This window comes from Sphingopyxis sp. Geo48 (assembly GCF_949769155.1).
GTDB lineage: Bacteria > Pseudomonadota > Alphaproteobacteria > Sphingomonadales > Sphingomonadaceae > Sphingopyxis.
Map to the genome: position 1 here is coordinate 927683 of NZ_CATKPA010000002.1, position 25233 is coordinate 952915.

Here is a 25233-nt window from a genome sequence, read left to right on the forward strand (position 1 = left end):
GCTCATGCTTCTGGGCTTTCTCGACGAACTTCGGGCCGCGGGCATTCCCGCCAGCCTGAAAGAGCATCTGCTGCTGCTGGAGGCGCTCGACCGCGAGGTGATCGACCGGACGCCCGAGCAATTCTATTATCTCAGCCGCTCGATCTATGTGAAGGACGAGGGGCAGCTCGACCGCTTCGATCAGGTCTTCAACAAGGTCTTCAAGGGTCTGCTCACCGATTACGGCCAGAACCCCGTCGATGTGCCCGAGGAATGGCTGAAGGCGGTCGCCGAGAAATACCTCACCCCCGAGGAGATGGAGGCGATCAAGTCCCTGGGCGACTGGGACGAGATCATGGAGACGCTGAAGAAGCGGCTCGAGGAACAGCAGAAGCGCCATCAGGGCGGCAACAAGTGGATCGGCACTGGCGGCACCAGCCCCTATGGCAATTCGGGCTATAACCCCGAGGGTGTGCGGATCGGCGGCGAGAGCAAGCACAAGCGCGCGCTGAAGGTCTGGGAGAAGCGCGAGTTCCAGAATCTGGACAACACCAAGGAACTCGGCACCCGCAACATCAAGATCGCGCTCCGCCGCCTGCGCAAATTCGCGCGCGAGGGCGCCGCCGACGAGCTCGACATTCCGGGCACGATCGACGGGACCGCGCGGCAGGGCTGGCTCGACATCCGGATGCGGCCCGAACGGCGCAACGCGGTGAAGCTGCTGCTGTTTCTCGACGTCGGGGGGTCGATGGACCCGTTCGTCAAGCTCTGCGAAGAATTGTTCAGCGCCGCGACGACCGAGTTCAAGAATCTCGAATTCTTCTACTTCCACAACTGCCCGTACGAGGGCGTGTGGAAGGACAACAAGCGCCGCTGGTCCGAGCGCCACCAGATGTGGGACATCCTCCACAAATATGGCCACGACTATAAGCTGATCTTCGTCGGCGATGCGTCGATGAGCGCTTATGAGATCACCCACCCGGGCGGCAGCGTCGAACATTTCAACGAGGAGTCGGGCGCGGTCTGGATCCAGCGCATGACGCATGTCTATCCGGCCGCGGTGTGGCTCAATCCCGTACCCGAGGCGCATTGGGGTTACACCCAGTCGGTGAAGTTGATCAAACAGCTGATGAACGACCGCATGTACCCGCTGACCCTCGCCGGGCTCGACGATGCGATGCGCGAGCTGACGCGCAAGCACTAGGCGCCAACCACTCCATTTCCGTCATTGCGAGCGGCGAAGCGCCGTGGCAATCCAGCGCCCGCGTAAACCGCCCTGGATTGCTTCGCTTCGCTCGCGATGACGAGACATCCGCTTCCTCCCTATTAGGCCCGCCATGATCGACCTCCCCCTCGTCACCATCCTGCTGCTGACCGGCTTCATCAACCTGATCGGCGCGCTCGCCTATGCCGCGCGCATCGCCGGCGTCCGGACGCGCCGCATCGCGATGTCGTTCGCGCTGTTCAACATCCTCGTGCTCTTCTCGCGCACCTCGAACAGCTTTTTGGGTCCGTTCCTCGCAAAGCGGATCGAAACGCGCATCCACGCGGGCAGCGGCGCCTCGCTGTTCGTCGACATGCAACTGGTTCTGGCGGCCGCCAGCGTCGCGACCTTTATCGGCATCCTGCTGGTCCCCACGGGCCAGCGCATGTTCGCCGCCGCGATCGGCTGGTATCAGAACAACCGATCGACGACTAAGCTCGCGATGAAGGCGATGAGCCCGAGCGGCCTTCGTACCCTCCGCGCATCGCTGACCATTCCCAGCTTGTCGCACCTGAAAGCGTGGAAGATGCCGAAGGGGATCGGCTGGGGCGTGCTGATCGCCAACTGCCTCGCGCAATCGCTGATCGCGGTCGGCGTCGTGGCCTCGCTCTACGCGGGCTATCTCGCCCCCGAATTCCGCGTCACCGCCTCGCAGCTGTCGGCGCTGATCAACGGCTTCGCGACCATCCTTCTGTTCGCGTTCATCGACCCGCAGCTATCGGTAATGACCGACGACGCGGTCGAGGGGAAGGTCGACGAGCCCGATTTCCGCCGCGCGATCACCTTCATCTCGCTGAGCCGCCTCGCGGGCACGATCCTGGCGCAGGCGCTGCTTATCCCGGCCGCGACCTTGATCGCGTGGGTCTCGGTCCACGTCTAACCGAAGGGCCGATCGATCGAAGGCGGCGGTTCGCTGAACCATTTCGGGCCGTTGTCGGTCATGTAGAAACAGTCTTCGAGGCGGATGCCGAATTCGCCCGGGATGTAGATACCCGGCTCGTTCGAGAAGCACATCCCCGGCGCCAGCTTCGTCATCTCGCCATGGACCAGGTTGACCGGTTCGTGCCCGTCGAGGCCAATGCCATGACCGGTGCGGTGCGACGTGCCGGGCAGCTTGTAGCCCGGTCCCCAGCCGAGATTCTGGTAATAGGCGCGCACCGCGTCGTCGACCGCCCCCGCGGGCGTGCCGAGCTTCGCCGCGGCGAAGGCGACGTCCTGTCCCTTGCGCATCTGCTCCCACACCTGCCGCTGGCGCGCGTTCGCCTTGCCGTACACGAACGTCCGCGAAATATCGGACTGATAGCCGTGCACCGTCGCGCCGCAGTCCATCAGCACGACCTCGCCATCCTTCACCGCCTGCGGCTTGCCCGACCCGTGCGGATAGGCGCTCGCCTCGCCGAGCAGGATCAGCTCGAATTCGCTCTGCCCGCCGAGCGCCTGCGTCGCGGCCTTCATGATCGCGCCGATGTCGGCGGGTGTCATCCCCGCCTCGATCCGCGGCGCGGTGTGGCGATAGGCGGCGATGGTGATGTCGGCGGCGATCTGCATCAGCGCGATCTCGGCCGCCGATTTGTGCATCCGGCATCCGCGCACGACCGGCGCGCCATTGACGACGGTCGCGCCCGGCATCGCCCTTTGCAGGCCGTCCACGGCGAAATAGCGCACCGTCTCCTCGACTCCGATCCGGCCCTTGGCGAGCCCGCGCTTGCCCAGCCATCCGGCGACGGCGGCGAGCGGATTCTCGTCCTCGTTCCAGGTCAGCACCTCGGCCTCGATGCCCAGGCTCTCGCGCACCGACGGCTCCTCGAAGAAAGGCGTGACGATCGCCACCTCGCCCTCGCGCGTCAGCACCGCGGCGGTCAGCCGCTCGCTCCGCCACCATTCGACCCCGGTGAAATAGATAAGGCTCGACCCCGGCTCGACCAGCAGCGCGCCGATGTCGTTCGCGCGCATCAACTCGGTCGCCCTGGCGATCCGCGCCATGCGCTCGGCCTTGCCGATCGGGACGGCCCTTGCGGCAAGGTTGGGAAGGCCTGCGGTGTCGGCAGCCCAGCCGGGTAAGGGCAGTGTTGCGACCAATCCGCCAAGGGCAGCTGTGCCAAGAAATTGCCTGCGCTGCATCGTCAGAATCCTTGTGGGTTTTGATATTTTTACGAAAATTAGCGCAGTGTAACCGCATCGATGCCAAATGTTCTCGCGTCCGCAAGTATCGCATCTAAGTGGTGGCCGCCTGCTTCTCCGGCCAAGAGGCGGCGCTCAAATTCCTTAGACACCTTCATCCTTTGCGTCTCGCTCATTCGAGCCGCAGCGGTTGCTGTCAGAGCGGCCTTTTCGGCGAAGAATGGCAAAAGCGCCTTAGGCAGAACGAGCTTTTTCTGCGGAAATCGCCCGCTTTCGTTGTTTACACGAACGCCCATCCAATCCCGCTTTCGATACTGGATCATACCCAACGCAGTAAACGGCCCAAATTTCGTATAGGTCATCAACGTGCTCTTCGAGCCCGCGATATCTAGAGTGATCTGGCGCATTTGGAACCTGTGCCAGTTGGTCGGCAGATCAACCAAATTGTGATCTTCAATTTTATCAAAGTATATTAAGAACATCGGAAAAGCCGAGGCTGAACTGCTTGATCCCAGAAGATAGCTTCGCCAAGCTTTTTCAGCTTGATCCATTTTTTCGGCTTGAACGCCCGAATATTCACCGCCGCGCCCGTGGTCCCGGCAGAAGTGATATGTTCGCCAAGCCAGAGACGTCAGAAATGCGTTCAGCCAAGGACCATATTGCACCGAGGATACCGGCAGCGGGATTTTCTCCATCATCAACGACGAGAATTTTTGCTCGTGGCGAGAAAAGATTTGCTCACATTCGTGGCAAAGCCAAGGCTCCTTTGGTCCGTCCTGCACGCGCTGATTGAAGTTGTCGGTACAGCGAATTGGGCCGCCGGTCCTCTTCTGCCAGCGGAAAGCAAAAGCTGGAATTATGTGGCTCATTACCAGCGGTCGATTGGCGTTGCACAATCTGCATGTTCCAATTGTAGGTAAAGCCATCGATGGGTTCACTAATATATAAGCAGTGACGCGATCTCATCGCGCCACCCCGCCTCGTCGGGCAGCGCGAGCGCGTCGAGGTCGCCCGGCGTCGCATTCGCGTCGTCGACCCATAAGCGCAGGCTCGGGCCGCCATTGATCACGTCGATCGCGAGCACATCGTCGGTATATTCATATTTGAAATCCTTGCCGCGCCAGATCGGATAGTCGGGGTAGAGCGAACGGATCGCCTTGAATCCCAGCGCCTGCACGCGCCACGGCCGGAACGCCGCATGATCGTACCACGCACCCTCGGCATGGATGTGAATGCCGTTGTTGAGCTGCTTCATATGCTTGTGAAAGGTCGGCTCGAACCAGATATCGCGCAGCTTGCAGCCAGCGAGCCATTCGGGCGCGAGGCGGCGCATTTCGGCGATCACCGCCTTGGCATCGATATCGGGCGCGCCGAACAGTTCGAGCGGGCGGGTCGTCCCCCTGCCCTCGCTCAGCGTCGCACCCTCGACCATCACCGTGCCAGCATAGGCGCGCGCCATGTTGAGGTTCGCGGCATTGGGGCTGGGGTTGATCCACACACGCTCGGCGGGCCAGCCGAAGCCCGGCCCCTCCGGCTCCCAGCCCTCCATTTCGATCACGCGATAATCGACGTCGAGGTTGAAGTGGCGGATGAACCAGCGCCCCATTTCGCCCATCGTCAGCCCATGGCGCATCACCATCGGCCCGGCGCCGACGAAGCTTTCCCAGCCTTCGCGCAGCCGCGTCCCCTCGGCGGGGCGGCCCGCGGGGTTCGGGCGGTCGAGCACCCATACCGCCTTGCCATGCTGCGCTGCGGCTTCGAGCACGTAGAGCAGGGTCGTCACATAGGTGTAGATACGGCAGCCGAGATCCTGCAGATCGACGAGCATGACGTCGAAGGTGTGCATCGACTGCCCCGACGGCCGCCGCACCTCGCCATAGAGGCTGAACACCGGCATGCCGTAAGTGGGATCGGTGAAGTCGGGCGACTCCATCATATTGTCCTGAAGGTCGCCGCGCACGCCATGCTGGGGACCGAACACCGCGGTGACCTCGATCCCCGCCGCGACGAGGGCGTCAACGCTGTGGGTGAGGTCGGCGGTGACCGAGGCGGGATGCGCGAGCAGCGCAACACGCTTGCCCTGGAGCGGCGCGCGAAGCGCGGGATCGGCGAGCAGGCGGTCTATACCGAAGAGGGTCGTCATGCCCGCCCGCGTGCCTCAAGCGTCAGCGCAAAGCAATCGGGATGATGGAAGTCGGGCTTGCCCGGCGGATGCCGGAGCGCCCAGTAGCTTTTGGTGCCGTCGACTTCCTCGATCACCGCGGCGAGCGCGAGCTTCGATCCGGTGTCGGGAAAGATACCGGGCTCGACGCGCAGGGCATAGCGGCCGACCTCGCGCTCGACCTCCATCATCCACGGCGCGAGATCGTCGGCGCGCAGCAGCGAGCGATAATCGTCGAACTGGTAACAGGCCCAGCGGCCGTCGGGGGCATAGTTGAACTCCGTATAGTCGGGTTGCCCCTCCTCGGTCAGGAAAGCCTCGAAGCAGGTGCCCTGCCACAGGCCGTCGGTGCCGCTGTCGGCGATCACCAGTTCACCCTCGCCCTGCGGCAACACGATCGCTCCGATCTCTCCCTCGACGACGAAGCGCAGCGCAAAGCCCTCCTCGAACGACAGGTCGATCTCGACCGCGATCGAACGCACCCCCCGGGCCGGCGTGTCGGGGTGGCAAATCAGTTCGCGCCGTTCGCTAGAATAGCCCGACATTCAACCCTTCTCCGTTCATCCCGAGCTTGCCGAAGGCAATCCCTCTTCGTCACCCTGGACTTGATCCGGGGTCCATCCACCCTTCTTGAGGAAGCGGGACCCCGGATCAAGTCCGGGGTGACGATAATGGAAACATGAACCAGTTGGGTTTGCCGCACCGCCATGCTAAGCGCCCGCCCACCATGACGAACTTCAAATCCGACCTTCTGCGCCTGCTGGACGAGCGAGGCTATATCCACCAGATGACCGACGCGGAAGGGCTCGACGCCCTTGCCGCGAAGCAGATCGTCCCCGGATATATCGGCTTCGACGCGACCGCGCCCAGCCTGCACGTCGGCAGCCTCGTCCAGATCATGATGCTGCGCCGCCTTCAGCAGACCGGGCACAAGCCCGTCGTCCTGATGGGCGGCGGTACGACGCGCATCGGCGACCCCACGGGCCGCGACGAGAGCCGCAAGATGCTGTCGGACGAAACGATCGCGGCGAACATCGCGTCGATCTTCAGCATCTTCCAGCAGTTCCTGACCTTCGGCGACGGTCCGACCGACGCGGTGATGGTCGACAACCAGGACTGGCTGGGCAAGCTTGGCTATATCGAATTGCTGCGGGAAGTGGGCACGCATTTCACGATCAACCGTATGCTGACCTTCGATTCGGTCAAGCTGCGGCTCGACCGCGAACAGCCGATGACCTTCCTCGAATTCAACTACATGATCCTGCAGGGCTACGATTTCCGGCACCTGTCGAAAGAGCGCGGCGTGCGCCTCCAGATGGGCGGGTCGGACCAGTGGGGGAATATCGTCAACGGCATGGAACTCGGCCGCCGCATGGACGGTGCCGACCTCTATGGTTTGACAACTCCGCTGCTCACGACCGCCGCGGGGACCAAAATGGGCAAAACTGCTTCGGGTGCCGTGTGGCTCAATATGGGACAGTTGCCCCATTTCGATTACTGGCAATATTGGCGCAATTGCGACGACCGCGACGTGGGTCGATTCCTGAAGCTGTTCACCGACCTGCCGCTCGACGAAATCGCACGGCTGGAAGCGCTCGAGGGTGCCGAAATCAACGAGGCGAAGAAGATCCTCGCGAACGAAGCGACGGCGATGTGCCGTGGCGCCGAGGCGGCGCGAGTTGCCGCCGAAACGGCGACGCAAACCTTTGAAAAGGGCCATATTGGTGGCGATCTGCCGCAGGTCGTGGCCCCCGCCGACGGCATCACGATCGTCGACGCGCTGCGCGAGCTCGGCTTCGCGGTTTCGAACAAGGAAGCGCGGCGCAAACTCGACGAGGGCGCGGTCAAGGTTGACGGGGTCGTGGTCCGCGATCCGCATCACCGGATCGAGCCCGCGAACGACCCGGTTCCACTGAGCCTTGGCGCAAAAAAACACGGGCTGGTGACGCGATGACCGCGCCGATGTCGTTTACCGATTCTTCAGCATTCGCGTAGAACGTCCATGGCAAACCACAAAGGTCCGGGACGTATGCGTAAGATCGATACCAGCAAAGCCCATTATGTCGGGCTCGACCAGCGGATTGCGCCGCGTAGCGACGTCTATTGCCGCCTTCCCTTCGTGCTTCCCGACGGGCGGCAGGAAATGTGCACCTGCGTCAACATCAGCGCCGACGGTTTGCTGATGCGCTACGAACGCGGGCTCGAACCCGGCGACCTCGTCGTGTACCGGATGCCGATCATCGGCCGCGTCGCGGCGAAGGTCATCTGGTCGCTCGGCGGCAAGGCCGGTGTGCAGTTCGAAAAATCGATCGCCGCCGAAGATTATCTGCCGATGATCCGCGCCATGGGGGCGCGCGGCGACGTCAACTAGCCGCTCCTGAGCAGCGGCACCGCGGCGTCGCGCTCGAATAGATAGAGGCAGAGGCGCACCGCGTCGCCTCTTGCTCCCTCCATGCCACTGTCGCGCTCGACGAACAGGCGCGCATCGTCGTGGGCCACCGGCAAGAGCCGCACCAACTGCTCGGGCGTCGCGACGCGATAGTCGGCGTCGCCCGACTGCTTGAGCCCCAGCAGTTCGCCGCCGCCGCGCAGTTCCAAATCCTTTTCGGCGATGACGAAGCCGTCGTTCGTATCGCGCATCAGCGCGAGCCGCTCGCGCGCGGTTTCGGAGAGATTTTGCGAGCGCAGCAGCAGGCACACCGACTTGGCAGCGCCGCGCCCGACGCGGCCGCGCAGCTGGTGCAGTTGCGCGAGCCCGAAATTCTCCGCATGTTCGACGATCATCAAGCTGGCCGCGGGGACATCGACCCCGACCTCGATCACCGTCGTCGCAACCAGGACGCCGATTTCGCCCGCCTGGAAGCGCGCCATGACGTCATCTTTCTCTGGCCCTTTCATCCGCCCGTGGACCAGCCCGACGCGCTGGTCGCCAAGCCGCGCGCGGAGCAGCGCAGCGCGATCCTCAGCCGCCGCGAGTTCGCTGCCCTCGCTCTCGGCGACGAGCGGGCAGACCCAATAGGCCTGCGCCCCCGTTGCGAGATGCCGGTCGAGCGCGTCGATGACATCATCGAGCCGGTCGAGCGAAATGACGCGCGTATCGACCGGCGTGCGCCCCGGCGGCATCTCGTCGAGCTGCGACACGTCCATCTCGCCATGGTTGGCGAGTTGCAGCGTCCGCGGGATCGGGGTGGCGGTCATCACCAGCAAGTGCGGCGGCCGCGCCGCCTTTTGGGTCAGCATCAGCCGCTGCGCGACGCCGAAGCGATGCTGTTCGTCGACGACGACGAGCGACAGGTCCTTGTAGGTCACCGCCTGCTGGAAGATCGCGTGCGTGCCGACGAGAATGTCGATGCTCCCATCAGCCAGCCCCATCAGCGTCGACTCGCGCACCTTCCCCTTGTCGCGCCCGGTCAGGATCGCGAGGTTCACCGGCAGCCCGCCGAGCATCCGCTGCAAGGTCGCATAATGCTGGCGCGCGAGGATTTCGGTTGGCGCGAGCAGCGCCGCCTGTGTCCCCGCCTCGACCGCGGCGAGCATCGCGCGGAGCGCGACGAGCGTCTTCCCCGATCCGACGTCGCCCTGCAGCATCCGCAGCATCGGCGTGTCCTGCGCCATGTCGCTGGCGATCTCGCGCCCGACGCGTTCCTGCGCACCGGTCAGCCCGAACGGCAGCTGCAGCGCGTCGGTCAGGCGCCCGTCGCCGGCGATCGCCCTGCCCTTCCGGTTGCGCAGCCCCTGCCGAATCAGCATCAGCGCGACCTGGCTCGCGAAAATCTCGTCATAGGCGAGCCGGTCGCGCGCGGCCTCGTCGCGCGGGCTCGCATGCGCGCGTTCGATCGCCTCGCGCCACGCGGGCCACCCCCGGCTAGCCAGCAACGGTGCATCGATCCATTCGGCGAGTTCGGGTCGCCGTTCGAGCGCCACCGAGGCGAGCTGCGACAGCCGCGCGTTGGTCAGCCCCTCGGTCAGCGGATAGACGGGCTCGTGCACCGCGATCCCCGCCTCGTCGTCCGGCTCGGCGACATGGTCGGGGTGCACGATCTGGCGCATGTCGCCATAAAGGTCGAGGCGCCCCGACACGCGGCGCTTCTCACCGAGCGGAAACAGCTTGCGCGCCAGCCCCGAGGTCCGCCCGAAATAGACGAGCCGCACATGATCGCCCGCACTGTCGAACGCTTCGACCCCGAAAGGCGCGCGCGGGCTGCGACCGGGGCGGTAATCCTGTGCCGTCAGCTCGACGATGATCGTCTGCCCCGCCTGTGCTTCGTCGAGCCGGTCGACCGGGAAGCGCGAGATCAGTCCCGTCGGCAGGTGGAACAGCACATCGACGACGCGCTCGAGCCCAAGCCGCGTCAGCGGCTTGGCAAGCTGCGGCCCGACGCCTCTCAGGTCGGTCAGCGCGGCAAAGAGCGGATTGAGTATCTCGGGTCGCATCGCTAGGGCGTGTCTAGACCTGAACCCTTCGTTTTGCCCAGCCCTTCATCTCAGTTCGCATCGAGCGAAGTCGAGATGCCCGTCGGCGCTGCGCAAGACCGGTGGGTGTCTCGACTTCGCTCGACACGAACGGATCGGGACGATGTTTGTCGATCGCATTCTGGAAGCCCGCCATGCAAGACCGCCTCAAACGCCTGAAATTCCGCGCCTGGCACCGCGGCACGCGCGAGGCCGACTATATGATCGGCGGCTTCTTCGATCGCTATGCGGCTGAATGGAGCGAAGAGGAACTTCGCTGGTACGAGACCGTTGTCGAGGAAGACGATGTCGACATCATGAGCTGGGCGCTCGGCACCGGCGAGCCGCCCGCGCATCTCGACAACCCGCCGCTGATCGCGGCGATGCGGCGGCTGGACTATATCCCGCTGCCATGACCATCGCTGCCGCCGACATTTTTGCCGCGATCGCGCGCGCCGAGGCGCCGTTGACGCTCGCGCGCGCGGCCGACGGGTTCCTGCCGCTGCTGCTCGCCGACCTCGCGCGCGCCAGCGACAAGCGGCTCGTCTATGTCGCGACCGATGATGCCGCGATGCAGGCGGTCGCCGACGCCGCGCCCTTCTTCGCGCCCGACCTGATCATCCATCGCTTTCCGGCATGGGACTGCCTGCCCTACGACCGCGCCGGACCGTCGATGCGGGTCAGCGCCGACCGGCTCGCGACGCTCTCCGCCCTGCAGGCGGCGCCGAAGCGCGGCGAGTTGATCCTGACCACCGTCGCGGCGATCACCCAGCGCACGCTCACGCCGTTCCGCATCCGCCAACTCGCGACAACACTCGCGGCCGGGCAGCGGATCGACCGCGATGCGCTCGCCGAGCTGCTCGTCTCGAACGGTTTCAACCGCGTCGATACCGTCGCCGATCAGGGCGAATTTGCCGTGCGCGGCAGCCTGCTCGACCTGTTCCCGGCGGGCGAGGAGACCGGCCTTCGCGTCGATTTCTTCGGCGACGAGATCGAAAGCATCCGCCGCTTTGACCCCGCCGACCAGCGCAGCCTCGGCCCCGCGAAGGCGCTGCAACTGCTCCCTGCCGCCGAGACCCTGCTCGACGAGAGTACGATCAAGCGCTTCCGCTCGAGCTATCGCGAAATTTTCGGCGCGCAGGCGACCGGCGATCCGCTCTATCAGGCGGTCAGCGAAGGCCGCCGACAGGCGGGCATGGACCATTGGCTGCCGCTGTTCGAAGAGCGGCTGGCAACCCTGTTCGACCATATCGATCCTGCGACCCCGGTGCTGCGCGGCCACCGCACCGACGCGACCGCCGAGACGCGCTTCGACGCGATCACCGACTATCATGCGAACCGCGTCGCCGCGGAGCGCGAGCAGGCGGGCAGCTATCGCCCGCTTGCGCCGGAAACGCTGTACCTCACCTCGGACGAATGGGGCACCTCCGAACGCACGCGCCCGATCCACATGGTCTCGCCCTTCGACGTCCCGCCGTCGCCATCGGTGATCGACCTCGAAACCTTCGCGGCGCGCGACTTCACCCCCGAGCGCACCGCCGATCTCAACGTCTATGACAAGGTCGCCGACCATCTGTCGGACGAGCGCCGCAAGGGTCGCAGGACGATCATCGCCAGCTATTCGGGCGGTGCCCGCGAGCGCCTGTCGGGGCTGCTGCGCGATCATGGGGTGACGGGGCTGGTTCAGGCCGAGACGTGGCAGGAAGCGCTGGGCCTATCTTCTCCCCTCCCGCTTGCGGGAGGGGTCGGGGGAGGGCCTGTGGGCGCACACACCAATGAAACACGCCCTCCCCTAGCCCCTCCCGCAAGCGGGAGGGGGACAAGCGTCGCACTCATCGTCCTGCCGCTCGACCACGGCTTCGCGAGCGACGCGATCAGCCTGCTCACCGAGCAGGATATCCTCGGCGAACGCCTCGTCCGCCGTCAGAAGCGCCGCAAGAGCGCCGACGCCTTCCTCGCCGAACTCGCGACGCTCAGCGTCGGCGATCTTGTCGTCCACCTCGATCATGGCATCGGCCGCTACGAGGGGCTGACTTCGATCCCGGTCGGGAACAGCCCGCACGACTGCGTCGCGCTCACTTACTCCGGCGGCGACAAGCTCTACGTCCCGGTCGAAAATCTCGACGTCCTCTCGCGCTACGGCGGCGAGAGCGAGGGCGTCGCGCTCGACAAGCTCGGCGGCGAGGCCTGGCAGCGCCGCAAGGCGCGGATGAAGGAACGTATCCGCGAGATCGCGGGCGAACTGCTCGCGACCGCGGCGCAGCGCGCGCTCCGCCCCGGCGAGGTGCTGGCGCAGGACGCCGCCTACCCCGCCTTCGCCGACCGCTTCCCCTATCAGGAAACCGACGATCAGGACCGCGCGATCGGCGACGTCCTCGAAGATCTCGCCTCGGGCCGCCCGATGGACCGGCTTGTCTGCGGCGACGTCGGCTTCGGCAAGACCGAGGTCGCGCTCCGCGCCGCGTTCGTCGCGGCGATGGCGGGCGTGCAGGTCGCGGTCGTGGTCCCGACAACCTTGCTCGCGCGCCAGCATTACACGAATTTCGTCGAGCGTTTCAAAGGCTTCCCGGTCAATATCGGCCGCCTGTCGCGGCTCGTTCCGGCCGGCGAAGCACAGAAAACGCGCGACGGTCTCGCGAGCGGCCAGATCGACATCGTCGTCGGCACCCATGCCGTGATCGCGAAATCGGTCGAGTTCAAGAATCTCGGCCTCGTCATCGTCGACGAGGAGCAGCGTTTCGGCGTCGTCCACAAGGAACGGCTGAAGCAGCTCAAGGCCGACGTCCACGTCCTGACCCTCACCGCGACGCCGATCCCGCGCACCTTGCAGATGGCGATGTCGGGCCTCCGCGAACTCAGCGTCATCCAGACCCCGCCGGTCGACCGGCTCGCGGTACGAACCTACGTCGCCCCATGGGACGCGGTCGTGATGCGCGAGGCGCTGCTGCGCGAGCATGATCGCGGCGGCCAGAGCTTCTTTGTCGTGCCGCGGATCAAGGATTTGCCCGACATCGAGGAATTCCTGCGCAACCGCGTGTCCGAAATCAAATATGTCGTCGCGCACGGCCAGATGACCCCGACAGAGGTCGAGGACCGCATGAGCGCCTTCTACGACCGCAAATATGATGTGCTGCTATCGACGACGATCGTCGAAAGCGGGCTCGATATTCCGAGCGCGAACACGCTTATCATCCACCGCGCCGACCGCTTCGGCCTGGCGCAGCTCTACCAGCTCCGCGGCCGCGTCGGGCGGGCGAAGACGCGCGCCTATGCCTATCTCACCACGCCCGAGGGCGGCGCGATCACCGACACCGCCGAAAAGCGGCTCAAGCTGCTCGGCGATCTCGATACGCTCGGCGCGGGTTTCCAGCTCGCGAGCCACGACCTCGACATTCGCGGCGCGGGCAATCTCGTCGGCGACGAACAGTCGGGACATATCCGCGAGGTCGGCTTCGAGCTGTACCAGTCGATGCTCGAAGAGGCCATATTGGTGGCCAAGGCCGAAGGCATGGGCGCCGCGCCGCCGCGCGAAGCCTTGTCGCCGGTCATCACCGTCGATGCGCCGATCCTGATCCCCGAAAACTATGTCCCCGACTTGCCGCTGCGCATGGCGCTCTATCGCCGCCTGAACGAGGCCGAGGACCGCCCGGCGCTCGACGCCTTCGCGGCCGAGATGATCGACCGCTTTGGCCCGCTGCCGCCCGAGACGGCGAACCTCATTCAGCTGATGGAGATCAAGGCCAACGCCAAGGCGGCGGGCATCGCCAAGCTCGACGTCGGCACCAAGGGCGCGCTCGTCAGCTTCCACGGCGACGCTTTCGCCAACGTCCCCGGCCTTATCGCCTATGTCGAGCGGCTAAAGGGCCGCGCGCGCATCCGCCCCGACAACAAATTGTCGATCAGCGGCGATTGGGTGAGTACCGGAGCGCGGCTCAACGGCGCGCTTCAGCTGTCGAAGGGATTGGGCAAGCTCGCGAAACAGGCTGCTTAGGCGGCGAGAAGCCCGGGAAGCTGGTCGCCTGGCACTGGCCCCGACTTCAGGAAACCCTGCCAGGTCGCGACACCCAGTTCCTTCAGCCGTTCGAGCTGTTGCGGCTTCTCGATGCCTTCGGCAACGACAAGCAGACCGAGCGCGCGCGCGAGGTCGACGATCGCGCGCACGACGATGCGGTCGCGATCGCTGTCGTCGATCGTCCGCGTAAAGCCGCTGTCGATCTTCAGATAGTCGATCGGCAGCCGCGCGAGCAGCGACAGGCTCGAATAGCCCGTGCCGAAATCGTCGATCGCAATCGCGCAGCCGAACGCGCGGATCTGCGCCAGTTGCTCCGCCGCGCTCGCAGGGTCGCTCAGCATCGCCTGCTCGGTGAGTTCCAGCGTCAGGCGCGCGGGGTCGACATTTGCCTGCCGTGCCATGCCGGCGAACCGTTCGGCGAATTCGGGATCGCCAAGGTCCGCGGCGGTGATGTTGAGCGAGACGCGAATGTTCGCCAGCGCCTCCGGCCATGCCGCGATCTCGGCCAATGCGACATGGTGCGCATGTTCGGTGAGCTCGCGTTCGAGGCGCGCCGCGCGTGCCGCGGTGACCAGCGGCCCGGCGCCCAGCAGGCCCAGCTCCGGGTGCTGCCAGCGCAGCAGCGCCTCGACCCCGCTCATCGCGCCGGTCGCGACATCATATTGCGGCTGATAGTGGATCACCACCTCGCCGCGCGACAGCGCAGCCATCACCATCGCGCCGTCGCGCGCCGACGCCGGGCGCGCCAGCTGGTCGCTCGCGGTCCGGAGCTGCTCGACGACAGGTTCGTCGCGCGCGATCAACGCCGCGGCGATGCGAATCGCGAGGCGGCCCTTGGGATCGCCCACCATCGGCTCGGCGAGCGCAACATGCAGCGCGCGTTCTTGCGCCCTCAGCGCGCCAAGCGACAAAGGCACCGCCGGAACGATCAGGAAGCGCGGCCCGTCGATCCGGTCGACGCAGCTCCCCTGCCCGAATTCGTCGGTCGCGAAACTTTCGAGTCGACGGCCGATCTCGTCGAGCACGGCGTCCCCCGCAGCAGTCCCGGCGCTATTGTTGATACGCGCCATCTGGTCGACCTGAACCAGCATGACGCCCACGTCGGCGTCGTACCGCAAATGAAGATTTTCCAGCGTTCGGACGCAGCCGGACAGCGACTCGGATATGCGATTCATCGCGCCGCCTTATCAGGCTTTCCTTGCCAAGCCCTTCCATTTTGCATCATGATCGTGCCGATGTCCGCGCTTTCGCCCCCGCCCGCCGCAACGTTGACCGACGCCCATGGCCGCCGGATCGAGTATCTGCGCCTTTCGGTCACCGACCGCTGCGACCTGCGCTGCCGATATTGCATGGCCGAGGACATGCAGTTCCTGCCCAAGGCGGCGGTGCTCAGCATCGAGGAAATGGGCGAACTCGCCGAACGCTTTGTCGCGCGCGGCATCCGCCGTATCCGCCTCACGGGCGGCGAGCCGCTGGTACGACGCGGCATCGAAATGCTCGCGGCGCGGCTCGGCTCGCTGATCGGGCACGGCCTCGACGAGTTGACGCTGACCACCAACGCAATGCGGCTCGCCGAACACGCGCCGATGCTGGCTGCCGCGGGGGTGCGGCGGATCAACGTCAGCCTCGACACGCTCGACCGCGAGGCTTTTCGGCACATCACGCGGTTCGGCGACCTCGACGTCGCGCTTCGCGGGATCGCGGCGGCGCAGCGCGAAGGCATCGCGGTAAAGATCAACATGGTCGCTCTCGCCGGCATCAACGAGGATCACCTCCTGCCGATGCTGCAGTGGTGCGCCGCGAACGGATGCGACCTTACGTTGATCGAGACGATGCCGCTGGGCGAGGTCGAGGGCGACCGCAGCGATCATTACATCCCGCTCCACCAGTTCATCGCGCCGCTGCGCGCCGAACGGCCGATCTGGCCCGTCGACAAGTCAACCGGCGGCCCCGCGCGCTATTTCGCGATCGAGGACAGCCCGGTGACGCTCGGCCTCATCACCCCGCTCAGCGACAATTTCTGCGCGACGTGCAACCGCATCCGCCTGACCGTAGAGGGGCGCATCTATATGTGCCTTGGTCAGGACGACCATGTCGACCTGCGCGCGGCGCTGCGCGACGGCGGCGATGTCGACGGCTTGATTGACGCCGCATTGGCTGGCAAACCCCGCGCGCATGACTTTCATATCGAACGAAAGTCCACACCGGCGGTCGCGCGTCATATGAGTGCAACGGGCGGCTAGGATAGCCTCGCCCAGGGATTTTTCAGGGGGCTCGGGACCATAATGCAACGCAAGATCGCGCTCGTCGCGTCGAACGCGCCGGCGGCCGAGGAGGCCGAGGCCGAGCTTCGGCCGCTCTACGATTTCGTCGACCTCAACGAGGCCGACCTGCTGATCGCGCTCGGCGGCGACGGCTTTCTGCTGCACATGCTGCACCAGTTGCTCGACCAGCGGCGCAGCCTGCCCGTGTTCGGCATGAACCGCGGCACGATCGGCTTCCTGATGAACGAGTTCCGTGTCGAGGGACTGCTCGACCGCCTTGCAGCCGCGCGCCCCTATCTGATCCACCCGCTGTCGGGCGACATCACGACGATCAGCGGCGAACGGCACATCCTCCCCGCGATCAACGAAATCTCGCTGCTCCGCGAAACGCGCCAGGCCGCCAAGCTCGAGGTAATGATCAACGAAAGGACGATGCTCGAGGAACTCGCCTGCGACGGCGTCCTCGTCTCGACCCCCGCCGGATCGACCGCCTACAACCTCAGCGCGAACGGCCCGATCCTGCCGCTCGATTCGGCGATGCTCGCACTGACGCCGATCAGCCCCTTCCGCCCGCGGCGCTGGCGCGGCGCGCTTGTCCCCGAATCGACGAGCATCCGCTTCAACGTCCGCGAGGCCGCAAAACGCCCGGTCAGCGCGGTCGCCGACCAGCGCGAAATCCGTGACGTGAAGACGGTATTGGTCACCACCGACCGCAGCCGGCCGCTGACTTTGCTTTTCGATCCCGACCAAGGATTGGACGAACGCATCGCGATGGAACAATTTATCGTTTGAGGTCTTGCAAAATCATTCGCGCGGCGGCAAAGGGGCCGCCTTGCCCGCCACGGCGGGGTGTTCCTCGGTAGCTCAGCGGTAGAGCAATCGACTGTTAATCGATCGGTCGTAGGTTCGAATCCTACCCGGGGAGCCACTTTCCTGTTTCAACCTGTTTCAACGAAGCCCGAAACGCTTGCGTTTCCGGGGCGATCGGCGAAAAGATTGTTTCAACCTGTTTCAGCTTGTTTCAACCAATCCCCCCTCAAGTGGGGGCACCAGCGGGGGCACAATGGGGCAAAGGCGGTGTGTTAGTGGGGGCATCGGATCCGGGGCCTCGTGGCGCTGACCGACGCGGCCTGCAAGAAGGCCCTCCCCCGCGATCGCGACTGGAAGCTCTCCGACGGCGGCAGTCTCTTCCTCTTGATCAAGGCCACCGGCACGAAATCGTGGCGGTGGAAGTTCCGTTTTGGCGGAAAGGAAAAGCAGCTGACGATCGGGCTTTATCCCGATGTGTCGCTGGCCCAGGCGCGCCTTGCGCGCGATGCCGCCCGGGCGCAGGTGGCGCAGGGCATCGATCCGACAGTGGTGCGCAAGCAAGCGAAGGCGCGCGCGTTCGAGGCCTCGCTTCACAGCTTCGAGAAAGTGGCGCGCGCCTGGCACGCCAGCCGATCGGAGACACTGGCGCCGCGCTACGCCGGACAGATCCTGCAGCGCCTCGAGGCGGACATCTTTCCCCAGTTTGGTTCGGTCGGGATCCGCGACGTGACGGCATCGATGGTGCTGGCCGCAATCCGCAAGGTCGAGGCGCGGGGATCGAAGGAGATGGCGCACCGCGTGCGCCTGCACGTTTCGGACATCTTCGTTTGGGCGATCGCGTCGGAGCTGGCGGACAACGACCCCGCGGCGATCATCCAGAAGGCGCTCGCCAAGCGAACGAAGCAGCTGCGCCCGGCGCTGACCAAGATCGAGGACGCGCGCGCGATGCTCGCCGCGAGCGAGGCTATGTCGAGCTGGCGCTATACCCTTCTGGCGTCACAGCTGATGGCGCTGACGGCCGCGCGCCCGGGTGTGGTGCGCCTGGCGGAGCCCCGCGAGTTCGAGGATCTCGACGGGCCGAACCCTGTCTGGCGGATCCCCGCGGCGAAGATGAAGCTGACGCGCGAGCGCAAGGAGGACGTGACCTTCGAATTCGTGATACCGCTCTCGCTGCAGGCGGTCAGGGTGGTGAAGTCGGCCCTGGCGGGCAACCCGCGCCGGCGCTGGCTGTTCCCGGGATACGGCGGCGGCCATCAGCCGATCAGCGAATCGACGATCAGCAAGCATTATCGCGAAGCCGGGTACCGGGATCGTCACGTCCCGCACGGCTGGCGCGCCACCTTCTCGACGATCATGAACGAGCTCGCGGCGATCGAGGATCGCGAACGCGATCGCGAGATCATCGAGCTGATGCTCGCCCACATCAAGGAGGGCGTCGAAGCCTCGTACAATCGCGCCGCCTATCTGCCGCGGCGACGCGAGCTGGCGCAGGCCTGGGCGGATATGCTGATGCCCGACTGACAGCGACGGGAGGCGCGGCATGAACGCGCCCACACGGTCGATCGGCGAGCTCCTCGCTGGAACAGCTGCCGCCAAGACGCGCCGCACCGGGCAGCCGGTGTGGCGTAACAGCTACTACAAGGGGCAGATAGAGGACAGGATCTGGCGCCCCTTCATGGGCGGCAATGTCCGCGGCGCGAAGCGCCGGATCGGAGCGATCCTCAAGGCGGCGCGCCACCTCGAGCAGCGCACGCGGCGCGAGCGGCAGCGCCAGCATGCCGGCACCCGCAACGGGATGATCGGTCACATCGGCCTCGCGGTGCTCGAGGTGATGTACACGCGCTATCTGGATTTCCGTACCGGCCGCCTCGATCCGGCTGTCGCGACGATCGCGGAGGCCGTGGGCCACAGCTACGCGGCCGTGCACGCCGCGCTGCGCCGCCTGCGCCAGGCGGGCTTCCTGCACTGGGTCCGACGAAGTGAACCGATCGAGGACGCCGAAGGCGCCGGCCCGCAGGTCAAACAGATCTCGAACGCCTATGCGCTGCTGCTCCCCAAGCCGCTCGAGCGGATGGTGAGCCAGCTGCTCGGAGGCGCGCCTGCACCCGACGACGCCGACTGGGCGCGCGAGCAGCACGCCAGGGAATGGCAAGCCATGCTGGACAGCATGAGCTCCGCCCAGTTCCACGCAGCGACGTGGAACGGCGACGAGCTTGCGGGAGAAACTCTCGCCCGCATCGCGACCTTGTTGGACAAGGAGCGCGAATCGTCGAGGCACGTTGAAACCGGGGGGATATAGATCATATCCCATGAAAGGTGTGCCTTCGGCACGCGCTATATAGATCCGCCCCCTCCCCCAGCGTAGAGCAGCGCCTCGGCCTCACCGCCGAACGAACCGTCGTGCGCGTCGGCTGTGCCGACGCGGGGCTCGGCGAGGGCCGAGAGCAAGGTCCGTGCCACCCATCGGGCGCTGCTTCGGCAGGCCCGGTTGCGGCAATCTGCATCATCGTGATGCAAGTTGATGCATCATCCGCTGAGCAGCTCGCCCCACCGGTTCATCAGTTCGCGCCGGCGCGCCAGGCGCTCGGCGCGATTATAGGCCGCCTCGACCTTGTCATTCTTGCTGTGTGCCAGCGCGGCGTCGATCGCCGCCGACCAGATCTCGCCCAGCTCCTCGTTCAGGATCGTCGAAAAACTGGCGCGCCAGCCGTGAGGTACATGGCGGCCGGCGAAGCCGGCCCGGACATACAGGTCGCGCAGCGTCGCCTCGCCGATCGGCCGTGCGCGATCGCGCCCGGGAAACACCAGATCAGAACCGAGACGTCGACCGGCGGCCGCGCGCACGATCGCCGCGGCGGCCGGCGACAATGGCACCAGGTGCGCGAAGCGCTCCTCACCCTTCTTTGCCCGCGACAATTTCATCCGCGCCGGCGGAACGCGCCACAGCGGTTCGTCGCCGTCCAGATCCTCGACCTCGTCCCATCGCATCCCGCGCACCGCATCGAGGCGCACGGCCGTGAGCGCGAGCAGCTGCGACGCGCCCAGGACGGCCGGCGCGACATCGAGCGCAGCGCACGCGGCGAGCAGCTCGCGGCATTCGGCGATCGTCACCAGCGCCGGGTGCGGTGTGGCGAGCTTTCCGCCCTTCATGGCGCGCCCGAGCTTCTCGGCCGGATCGGTTGCGACATGGCCTTCGGCGATCGCGAAGCCGAAGATTGCCGACAGCCGCTGGCGAAGGCGCCCGGCGCTCTCGAGACAGCCGCGCGCCTCGACCTCTCGAACCAGCGCGAGCAGCTCGGCCGGCGCGATCGATCCGATCGGCCGCGCGCCGATCGCCGGAAAGACGTCGCGCTCGAGGCTGGCGATCACGTCGGCGGCGTGCGCCGGCGACCAGTGCGCTACCTGGTGCGCGTGCCAGGCGCGCGCGACCCCTTCCAGTGCGTCGCCGCGATCGGCGCGCTTCCCGGGATCGACGCCTGCGTGCAGCTGCTGCTTCGCGAGCTCGCGCGCGGCGCGTGCGCCAGGCAGCGCCATGTCGGGAAAGCTGCCCAGGACGAGCAGCTTCTCGCGCCCGCGCCAGCGGTACTTGAGCCGCCAGCTCTTGTGCCCCGCCGGCGTGACGAACAGGAACATGCCGCCGCCGTCGCTCATCTTATAGGCGCGCGCCTGCGGCGCCGCGGCTTTCACCGCGCCGATCGTCAACATAGTCACCTCGCTTTGGATTTACCGGGAAATAATGAGCTCGCCGAAATCGCGGGCCTTGTGGTTCCCGCCGATCGTGTAGCGACAGCTAACCTCTTCGATGTCGAAGCCCGCGAAGAGTGCTCGGATTTCAGGAGTATCGTTTATCGACAGGATGAAGCGGCCCTTGATCGCCGCCAGTTGCTCGGCCATCGCGGCAAACTCTTCGCGGCCGAACATGCCCTTGCCGTAGTCATTTTCGCCGCCGAAGTAGGGCGGATCGAGGTAGAATAGCGTTCCGTCGCGATCCCATCGTTTGATGAAGTCCGCCCAGGGCAGTCGCTCGATTGTCACTGCGGCAAGGCGGTCGTGGATGGCCTCAAGCATGGGCTGCAGTTTCGTTACGTCGAAGCGACCGGCGTTTGCTGGCGAAATTCCGAAGCCGCGACCAGCCACCTTCCCGCCGAATGCCGTGCGCTGAAGATATAGGAAGCGCGCCGCGCGCTGCATGTCGGTCAGCGTCTCGGGATCCACTGCTGCGAGCCGTTCGAACTCGGCCCGGCTTGTCACCTGAAATCGCATCATCTCGAGGAAGGCGATGTAATGCACCTGCAGGACGCGGAAAAAATTATGCACATCCTTGGCCCAGTCATTGATCGCTTCGGCCTTGGGCCTCGCGCTACGACGGAAGAAAACGCCGCCCATGCCGACAAACACTTCGGCATAGGTTTCGTGCGGAACTTCGGCGATCCGCTGGCAAAGGCGGCGCGATAGTACCTTCTTTCCGCCGATGTAGGGCGCGGCCGGTCGGACCGGATCGACAGCATATGTCGCCAGATCGGAAGCTATTCGGTTGGACTCAATCATTTCTCTGTACCTACTCATTGCCCCGCCGGCTCGGCAGGCGGGATGATCCAGCCCTCTGTTTCATGGACAGGATCGGTTGGTCGTGGCGGCTCTGGCCGTCGGCTTGGGGTGGGTAGGATCACCCCGGCCTCCGCTCTCGAGCGGAGAATCTGTAAAAGTCGAATTGACGCAAAAGCGTCGTTTCCGCGTCCGAGTGTCGCGGATAATCCCTCCCCGACACTGGCGCGCATAAAGCGCAGATTTCCGGCGCGCGCGCCCGGTTCGCGCGGCGGCGATACCCCCGGCGATACCCCCACTTTGGGCGCGGCTTTGCCGGCGATCGCGATCGGGGCGGCACCCCGTTTCAACATGGGGTGAACCCCATGTTCGTGACTCAATCTGAGTCAGAGGTCGGGCACGATACCCGATCTCAACAGGCCGACGTCGCCGCCTCGAGCGAAGCCGAATGGTTCATCCGCCGCAGGCCCTGCGCGGCAACGGTCTCGGCCTTCTGTTTCAGCGTCAGCGCGTCCCAGGCGGCGCCATCGATCCGATTGCGCAGCGGGGTCACCGCGGCCGGCTTCTCGCTCGCGCACTTCTGGATCACCGGCACCGATACGGGCTGGATGCGATCGCGCACGACGGCGCGATCGGCGCAGCCCGACAAGAGCAGCGCGGCTATCAGGATCCCTCGCATCAAAAGCCCTCCCTGTATAATTGGTTGAGCGCGTCGTCGGCCGCGCGAATCTGTGCCCAACAGTCGGCGCGATCGCCGGGATCGAGCGCATCGTCGTCGAGCTTTTCGATCAGCGCCCGGCGTTTGCGGTTGACCAATTGCTACTCCATACCCCGACGCGCATTGTAGATTCACGCATTTCGATGCAGTCGCTGGAGTAGCTGTCTAACCCCGGGCAGATCATTCATGCACATCCGCGACCTTCCTCCAGCCCGCGTTCGGGAACAAATTCTAGCGGCTCGCCCCCTGGCCCGTTCGTCGCGCTGGCGTCCGCCTTTGTCGATGCGTCAGTACCATGTCTCACGATCATCCGGTTTCATAGCAAATGTAGGGCGTCGACCCATATGTTCGCTCATTAATTGGCAGCGGCATCCAGTCGCGAGGAATGGCGACACATCGGCTGGCCCAATGCTGGCAGTCGCCCACTTTCGGGAGACAGCCATGCAAAACTTTCGTCCCGAATCCGCTCGCGTGCTTTCGGTGGCGTTGGAGGGATCGGCCTGCGCAAGCTACCGCTCGTCCAGCCGGCGGCCGCGGAGCGCCATGGCTATGTCCCGAACGTGGTCTACTCGTGCGGCGCCATAAAGGTGGGAGAACGCATCCTGCTTCCCTATGCCATATCCGACGCCTTTTCGACCGTCGCCACGATCAGGATCACGAATCTTCTCGACCAGCTCAAGGATTGAAAGGCTTCGTCATGGACAAGACTCCTCCCGGAAACGACCGAGCGTGCAAGAGCGGCAGAATCGATGCGGCCGAACGTAAAACACTCGATCGATACAGCATTACCCGCGTTCCCGTGGCGACCTATGTCCTGGACGGTTATCGCTATTCTACCCTTGCCGATGCGGTCGCGCAGGTGCGCCGTTCCCGCATGTGAAGCGAAATCGGACGCTAGCCGGCGACCGGAGACGACTTGAAACGCCACGGGACGCTTCCCAAAACGGAACCCGCCCAGAACTAGCCGCCCCACCTGCCTAGCGCTGCGGCTTCTCCACCTTGGTGCGGCCACTTGTCACGATCCGGGCGATCCTGATGCAAGCAACGTGGCGGCCGAAAAGATTGTGCAAAATCACAGCCGCGGTCCTCGTCGGGGTTGTGCTCCGCCTTCATTGTCCCATTGTTCAATCGCTTGTTGGACGGGAAACGATTGTGCGATTTGAAGATGGGCTGGTTGCGAGGCCCCCGAGCGGGCGTTGCTCTCACGCGCCCAGCTATCGATTGCGCGCTCAAGGTCGCGCCGCCTGCGACGCGACTGGCGAAACGCGTTTTCGATTGTTTGCGGGACATGTTCCAGCCCATGAGTGAGAAGCCGGTTCCACAGCCGAATGATCCGGCCGAAAGGTTGCGAGGGTTCGTGGATGGCAATCATCGAATAGACTCCCGTCGGCAAGCGGGAGCTCGATGTCTCTCAGTCACGGGAAGCTTGCGATCGAAATCGGGTGATGCCTCATCCTAACACAGACGGACATAATGCTGGCATCAATTCGCCGCGCAGAACGAGACCATTCCACCCGCCCAGCCCGCATCGTCGCATTCCCTCCGGTCCACCCGAGCCCCATGCGAAACCGAAGCGTATCACAGCGCAATAACCGCCGAGCGAGGCTTCAATCTTTCGCGCCTGGCGGATTTTACCGCTCGACTCTCTCGTGGATAAGCCTAGGCTCTCTATACAAAGACTCTCTGATGCGACCCTCGTGAGAGTTGATGGGGCTTCCTTTGGTCACGACCGCAGAGGATGGAAAAAGCCCCGTCGAAGGATGGGGCTTTTTCTGTCCGGTCGATCCATCCCTGCGACCATCGCCCCTCAGGTTGCCGGACGCGAGCATGATCATGCCGCGCGTTGACCGCCACCGGAACGGCTGGTTTCTACGGTGACCATTGACCTTGTAATCAGCGGTTGTTCGCACCACATTCAAGACATCGCCAGATTCGTTTTTTGCATGTTGGCGACCGAGAGACTTTCGCGCTCCCGCACATGGGAGACGGAACATGGATCTCAATCACCTTCTCGATCACTATCAGATGGCCTTGATTGCAGTAAGCCGGGCGCGGCGCAATGGACATCTTTTGCCCAACTTCGATTTGCCTAGTCACTATGCCAAGCGGATCGCCGAATATCGCGACCCGCGCGGCCTCAAAGACGGACTTCCAATAAGAACGCAGCCTGGTTCCGTACGCCCAAGGGCCGACCCAGCAACCTCAGAACCGGTCACCGGATATGGGGATTTCCTCGTCGACACACTCATTGCCGAGCTTCTCATTCAAAAGGGGTTCAGCATGAAGCCTCAGGAACGCAGAGCGTCAGCACTCGAAGATATAGGCGGCCGGCTGGCCGACATCGAGGAAGCGCTCCGGGTCATCGGCCGCGATATCTATCGGTCGCTCGGATATGATGACATCGCGCTCTCGACTCTTGCCGACGATACGATGCTGGACGACAATGTGAGCACCACAAGCACGGTCAAGCGCGGCTCTGAACGGCCATCGACGGACGAAGGTATCTCCCGCAGCCATGCCGGGCAATTGCCCCCGGAGACTTCGCAAAACACCAACGTTCATGACGATCGCGCCGAACTCCTTCGCCAGCGCATTCGGGAGCGCAGCTTAAGCGAACAAGCCGATGATCCTGATTGCGAACAGATCATTTCAAGGGCGATGCTCGACGCGGAAAATCGCCACGGCAACGCTTCGGAACAGTTTGCCGTCGGCAAGGAAGTCGAGGCGGCCCGCCTTGGCGATCGCGCGGCCGCCCATATCTGGAAAATCGTTGCCGAACGGCTTCATAAACTCCACGATATAGGCGGGCCGCTCGAAGCAGGATTAATGAATCGATTATGCGCCGCTGCCAAAGCGACAAGCTAATGGCGAACGGGAAGGATACGGATGCGGTCGATTGCACCAGGC

Annotated in this window: 23 protein-coding genes and 1 tRNA gene; 14 read left to right on the forward strand and 10 right to left on the reverse strand. The window is 64.8% G+C overall.

The window, feature by feature from the left end; translation table 11 throughout:
* Positions 1–4 precede the first annotated feature (4 nt).
* Together QOL79_RS11220 and QOL79_RS11225 are read left to right on the forward strand one after the other, a co-directional pair.
* On the forward strand, positions 5–1183 hold the full coding sequence (locus tag QOL79_RS11220; RefSeq protein ID WP_058454148.1) for a vWA domain-containing protein: 1179 nt from the start codon (positions 5–7) through the stop codon (positions 1181–1183).
* Between the two features lie 133 nt (positions 1184–1316).
* Positions 1317–2123: a lipid II flippase Amj family protein gene (locus QOL79_RS11225; RefSeq protein WP_283419632.1), complete on the forward strand. Its 807-nt coding sequence runs from the start codon at positions 1317–1319 to the stop codon at positions 2121–2123.
* On the opposite strand, the gene QOL79_RS11230 is transcribed toward QOL79_RS11225, so the two are convergent.
* From QOL79_RS11230 to QOL79_RS11245, 4 genes are all read right to left on the reverse strand, one after another.
* Positions 2120–3364, reverse strand: coding sequence for a M24 family metallopeptidase (locus tag QOL79_RS11230; RefSeq protein WP_283419633.1), 1245 nt, complete (start codon positions 3362–3364; stop codon positions 2120–2122). The two genes, QOL79_RS11225 and QOL79_RS11230, sit on opposite strands and share 4 nt — an antisense overlap.
* A 38-nt stretch (positions 3365–3402) precedes the next feature.
* Positions 3403–4233 (reverse strand): hypothetical protein, encoded by an 831-nt coding sequence (locus QOL79_RS11235; protein WP_283419634.1) that lies wholly within the window; start codon positions 4231–4233, stop codon positions 3403–3405.
* A gap of 68 nt (positions 4234–4301) precedes the next feature.
* Entirely contained in the window at positions 4302–5507 is a 1206-nt protein-coding gene (locus tag QOL79_RS11240; protein ID WP_283419635.1) for an exo-beta-N-acetylmuramidase NamZ family protein, read from the reverse strand.
* Positions 5504–6070: a DOMON-like domain-containing protein gene (locus QOL79_RS11245; RefSeq protein ID WP_283419636.1), complete on the reverse strand. Its 567-nt coding sequence runs from the start codon at positions 6068–6070 to the stop codon at positions 5504–5506. Before QOL79_RS11245 ends, QOL79_RS11240 begins: the two co-directional genes overlap by 4 nt.
* Positions 6071–6252: 182 nt before the next feature.
* Here QOL79_RS11245 and tyrS point away from each other — a divergent pair, with 182 nt between their 5' ends.
* Both tyrS and QOL79_RS11255 read left to right on the forward strand, forming a co-directional pair.
* Positions 6253–7479: a tyrosine--tRNA ligase gene (gene tyrS / locus QOL79_RS11250; RefSeq protein WP_204994154.1), complete on the forward strand. Its 1227-nt coding sequence runs from the start codon at positions 6253–6255 to the stop codon at positions 7477–7479.
* A gap of 75 nt (positions 7480–7554) precedes the next feature.
* Positions 7555–7896: a PilZ domain-containing protein gene (locus QOL79_RS11255; RefSeq protein WP_058453957.1), complete on the forward strand. Its 342-nt coding sequence runs from the start codon at positions 7555–7557 to the stop codon at positions 7894–7896.
* On the opposite strand, the gene recG is transcribed toward QOL79_RS11255, so the two are convergent.
* Entirely contained in the window at positions 7893–9959 is a 2067-nt protein-coding gene (gene recG / locus QOL79_RS11260; RefSeq protein WP_283419637.1) for an ATP-dependent DNA helicase RecG, read from the reverse strand. The two genes, QOL79_RS11255 and recG, sit on opposite strands and share 4 nt — an antisense overlap.
* A gap of 173 nt (positions 9960–10132) precedes the next feature.
* On the opposite strand from recG, the gene QOL79_RS11265 reads away from it, so the two are divergent.
* Together QOL79_RS11265 and mfd are read left to right on the forward strand one after the other, a co-directional pair.
* Complete coding sequence (locus QOL79_RS11265) at positions 10133–10393, forward strand: succinate dehydrogenase assembly factor 2 (RefSeq protein ID WP_058454150.1); 261 nt, start codon at positions 10133–10135, stop codon at positions 10391–10393.
* Positions 10390–13968, forward strand: a complete 3579-nt coding sequence (gene mfd / locus QOL79_RS11270) for a transcription-repair coupling factor (RefSeq protein ID WP_283419638.1) — start codon at positions 10390–10392, stop codon at positions 13966–13968. Before QOL79_RS11265 ends, mfd begins: the two co-directional genes overlap by 4 nt.
* Here the strand turns inward: mfd and QOL79_RS11275 are convergent.
* The gene (locus QOL79_RS11275; protein ID WP_282947469.1) at positions 13965–15164 is read right to left on the reverse strand and encodes a GGDEF domain-containing phosphodiesterase; all 1200 of its coding nucleotides are present in this window, start codon (positions 15162–15164) and stop codon (positions 13965–13967) included. The genes mfd and QOL79_RS11275 overlap by 4 nt on opposite strands.
* 60 nt (positions 15165–15224) lie before the next feature.
* Here QOL79_RS11275 and moaA point away from each other — a divergent pair, with 60 nt between their 5' ends.
* The 5 genes from moaA (at position 15225) to QOL79_RS11300 (ending at position 19362) form a co-directional block, all read left to right on the forward strand.
* Positions 15225–16232 (forward strand): GTP 3',8-cyclase MoaA, encoded by a 1008-nt coding sequence (gene moaA / locus QOL79_RS11280; RefSeq protein ID WP_283419639.1) that lies wholly within the window; start codon positions 15225–15227, stop codon positions 16230–16232.
* Between the two features lie 42 nt (positions 16233–16274).
* A complete protein-coding gene (locus QOL79_RS11285) occupies positions 16275–17045 on the forward strand; it encodes an NAD kinase (protein ID WP_058453961.1) in 771 nt (256 codons plus the stop codon).
* Positions 17046–17106: 61 nt separating this feature from the next.
* A tRNA-Asn gene (locus QOL79_RS11290) sits at positions 17107–17181 on the forward strand.
* Between the two features lie 182 nt (positions 17182–17363).
* Positions 17364–18584, forward strand: coding sequence for a tyrosine-type recombinase/integrase (locus tag QOL79_RS11295; protein WP_283419640.1), 1221 nt, complete (start codon positions 17364–17366; stop codon positions 18582–18584).
* 19 nt (positions 18585–18603) lie between these two features.
* Complete coding sequence (locus tag QOL79_RS11300) at positions 18604–19362, forward strand: replication protein A (protein WP_283419641.1); 759 nt, start codon at positions 18604–18606, stop codon at positions 19360–19362.
* Between the two features lie 227 nt (positions 19363–19589).
* On the opposite strand, the gene QOL79_RS11305 is transcribed toward QOL79_RS11300, so the two are convergent.
* The 4 genes from QOL79_RS11305 to QOL79_RS11320 all read right to left on the reverse strand — a co-directional run bounded on the left by QOL79_RS11305 (position 19590) and on the right by QOL79_RS11320 (position 22424).
* Positions 19590–20768 (reverse strand): tyrosine-type recombinase/integrase, encoded by a 1179-nt coding sequence (locus QOL79_RS11305; RefSeq protein ID WP_283419642.1) that lies wholly within the window; start codon positions 20766–20768, stop codon positions 19590–19592.
* 18 nt (positions 20769–20786) lie between these two features.
* Positions 20787–21611 (reverse strand): DNA adenine methylase, encoded by an 825-nt coding sequence (locus tag QOL79_RS11310; RefSeq protein ID WP_283419643.1) that lies wholly within the window; start codon positions 21609–21611, stop codon positions 20787–20789.
* A gap of 409 nt (positions 21612–22020) precedes the next feature.
* The gene (locus tag QOL79_RS11315) at positions 22021–22287 is read right to left on the reverse strand and encodes a hypothetical protein (protein WP_283419644.1); all 267 of its coding nucleotides are present in this window, start codon (positions 22285–22287) and stop codon (positions 22021–22023) included.
* The gene (locus QOL79_RS11320) at positions 22287–22424 is read right to left on the reverse strand and encodes a hypothetical protein (protein ID WP_283419645.1); all 138 of its coding nucleotides are present in this window, start codon (positions 22422–22424) and stop codon (positions 22287–22289) included. The genes QOL79_RS11315 and QOL79_RS11320 overlap by 1 nt, the downstream gene beginning before the upstream one ends.
* A 261-nt stretch (positions 22425–22685) precedes the next feature.
* Between QOL79_RS11320 and QOL79_RS11325 the strand changes: the two genes are divergently transcribed.
* The 3 genes from QOL79_RS11325 to QOL79_RS11335 all read left to right on the forward strand — a co-directional run bounded on the left by QOL79_RS11325 (position 22686) and on the right by QOL79_RS11335 (position 25191).
* Positions 22686–23012 (forward strand): glycoside hydrolase family 130 protein, encoded by a 327-nt coding sequence (locus QOL79_RS11325; RefSeq protein ID WP_283419646.1) that lies wholly within the window; start codon positions 22686–22688, stop codon positions 23010–23012.
* 11 nt (positions 23013–23023) lie between these two features.
* A complete protein-coding gene (locus QOL79_RS11330; protein WP_283419647.1) occupies positions 23024–23206 on the forward strand; it encodes a hypothetical protein in 183 nt (60 codons plus the stop codon).
* A gap of 1112 nt (positions 23207–24318) precedes the next feature.
* Positions 24319–25191: a hypothetical protein gene (locus QOL79_RS11335; RefSeq protein WP_283419648.1), complete on the forward strand. Its 873-nt coding sequence runs from the start codon at positions 24319–24321 to the stop codon at positions 25189–25191.
* Positions 25192–25233 lie beyond the last annotated feature (42 nt).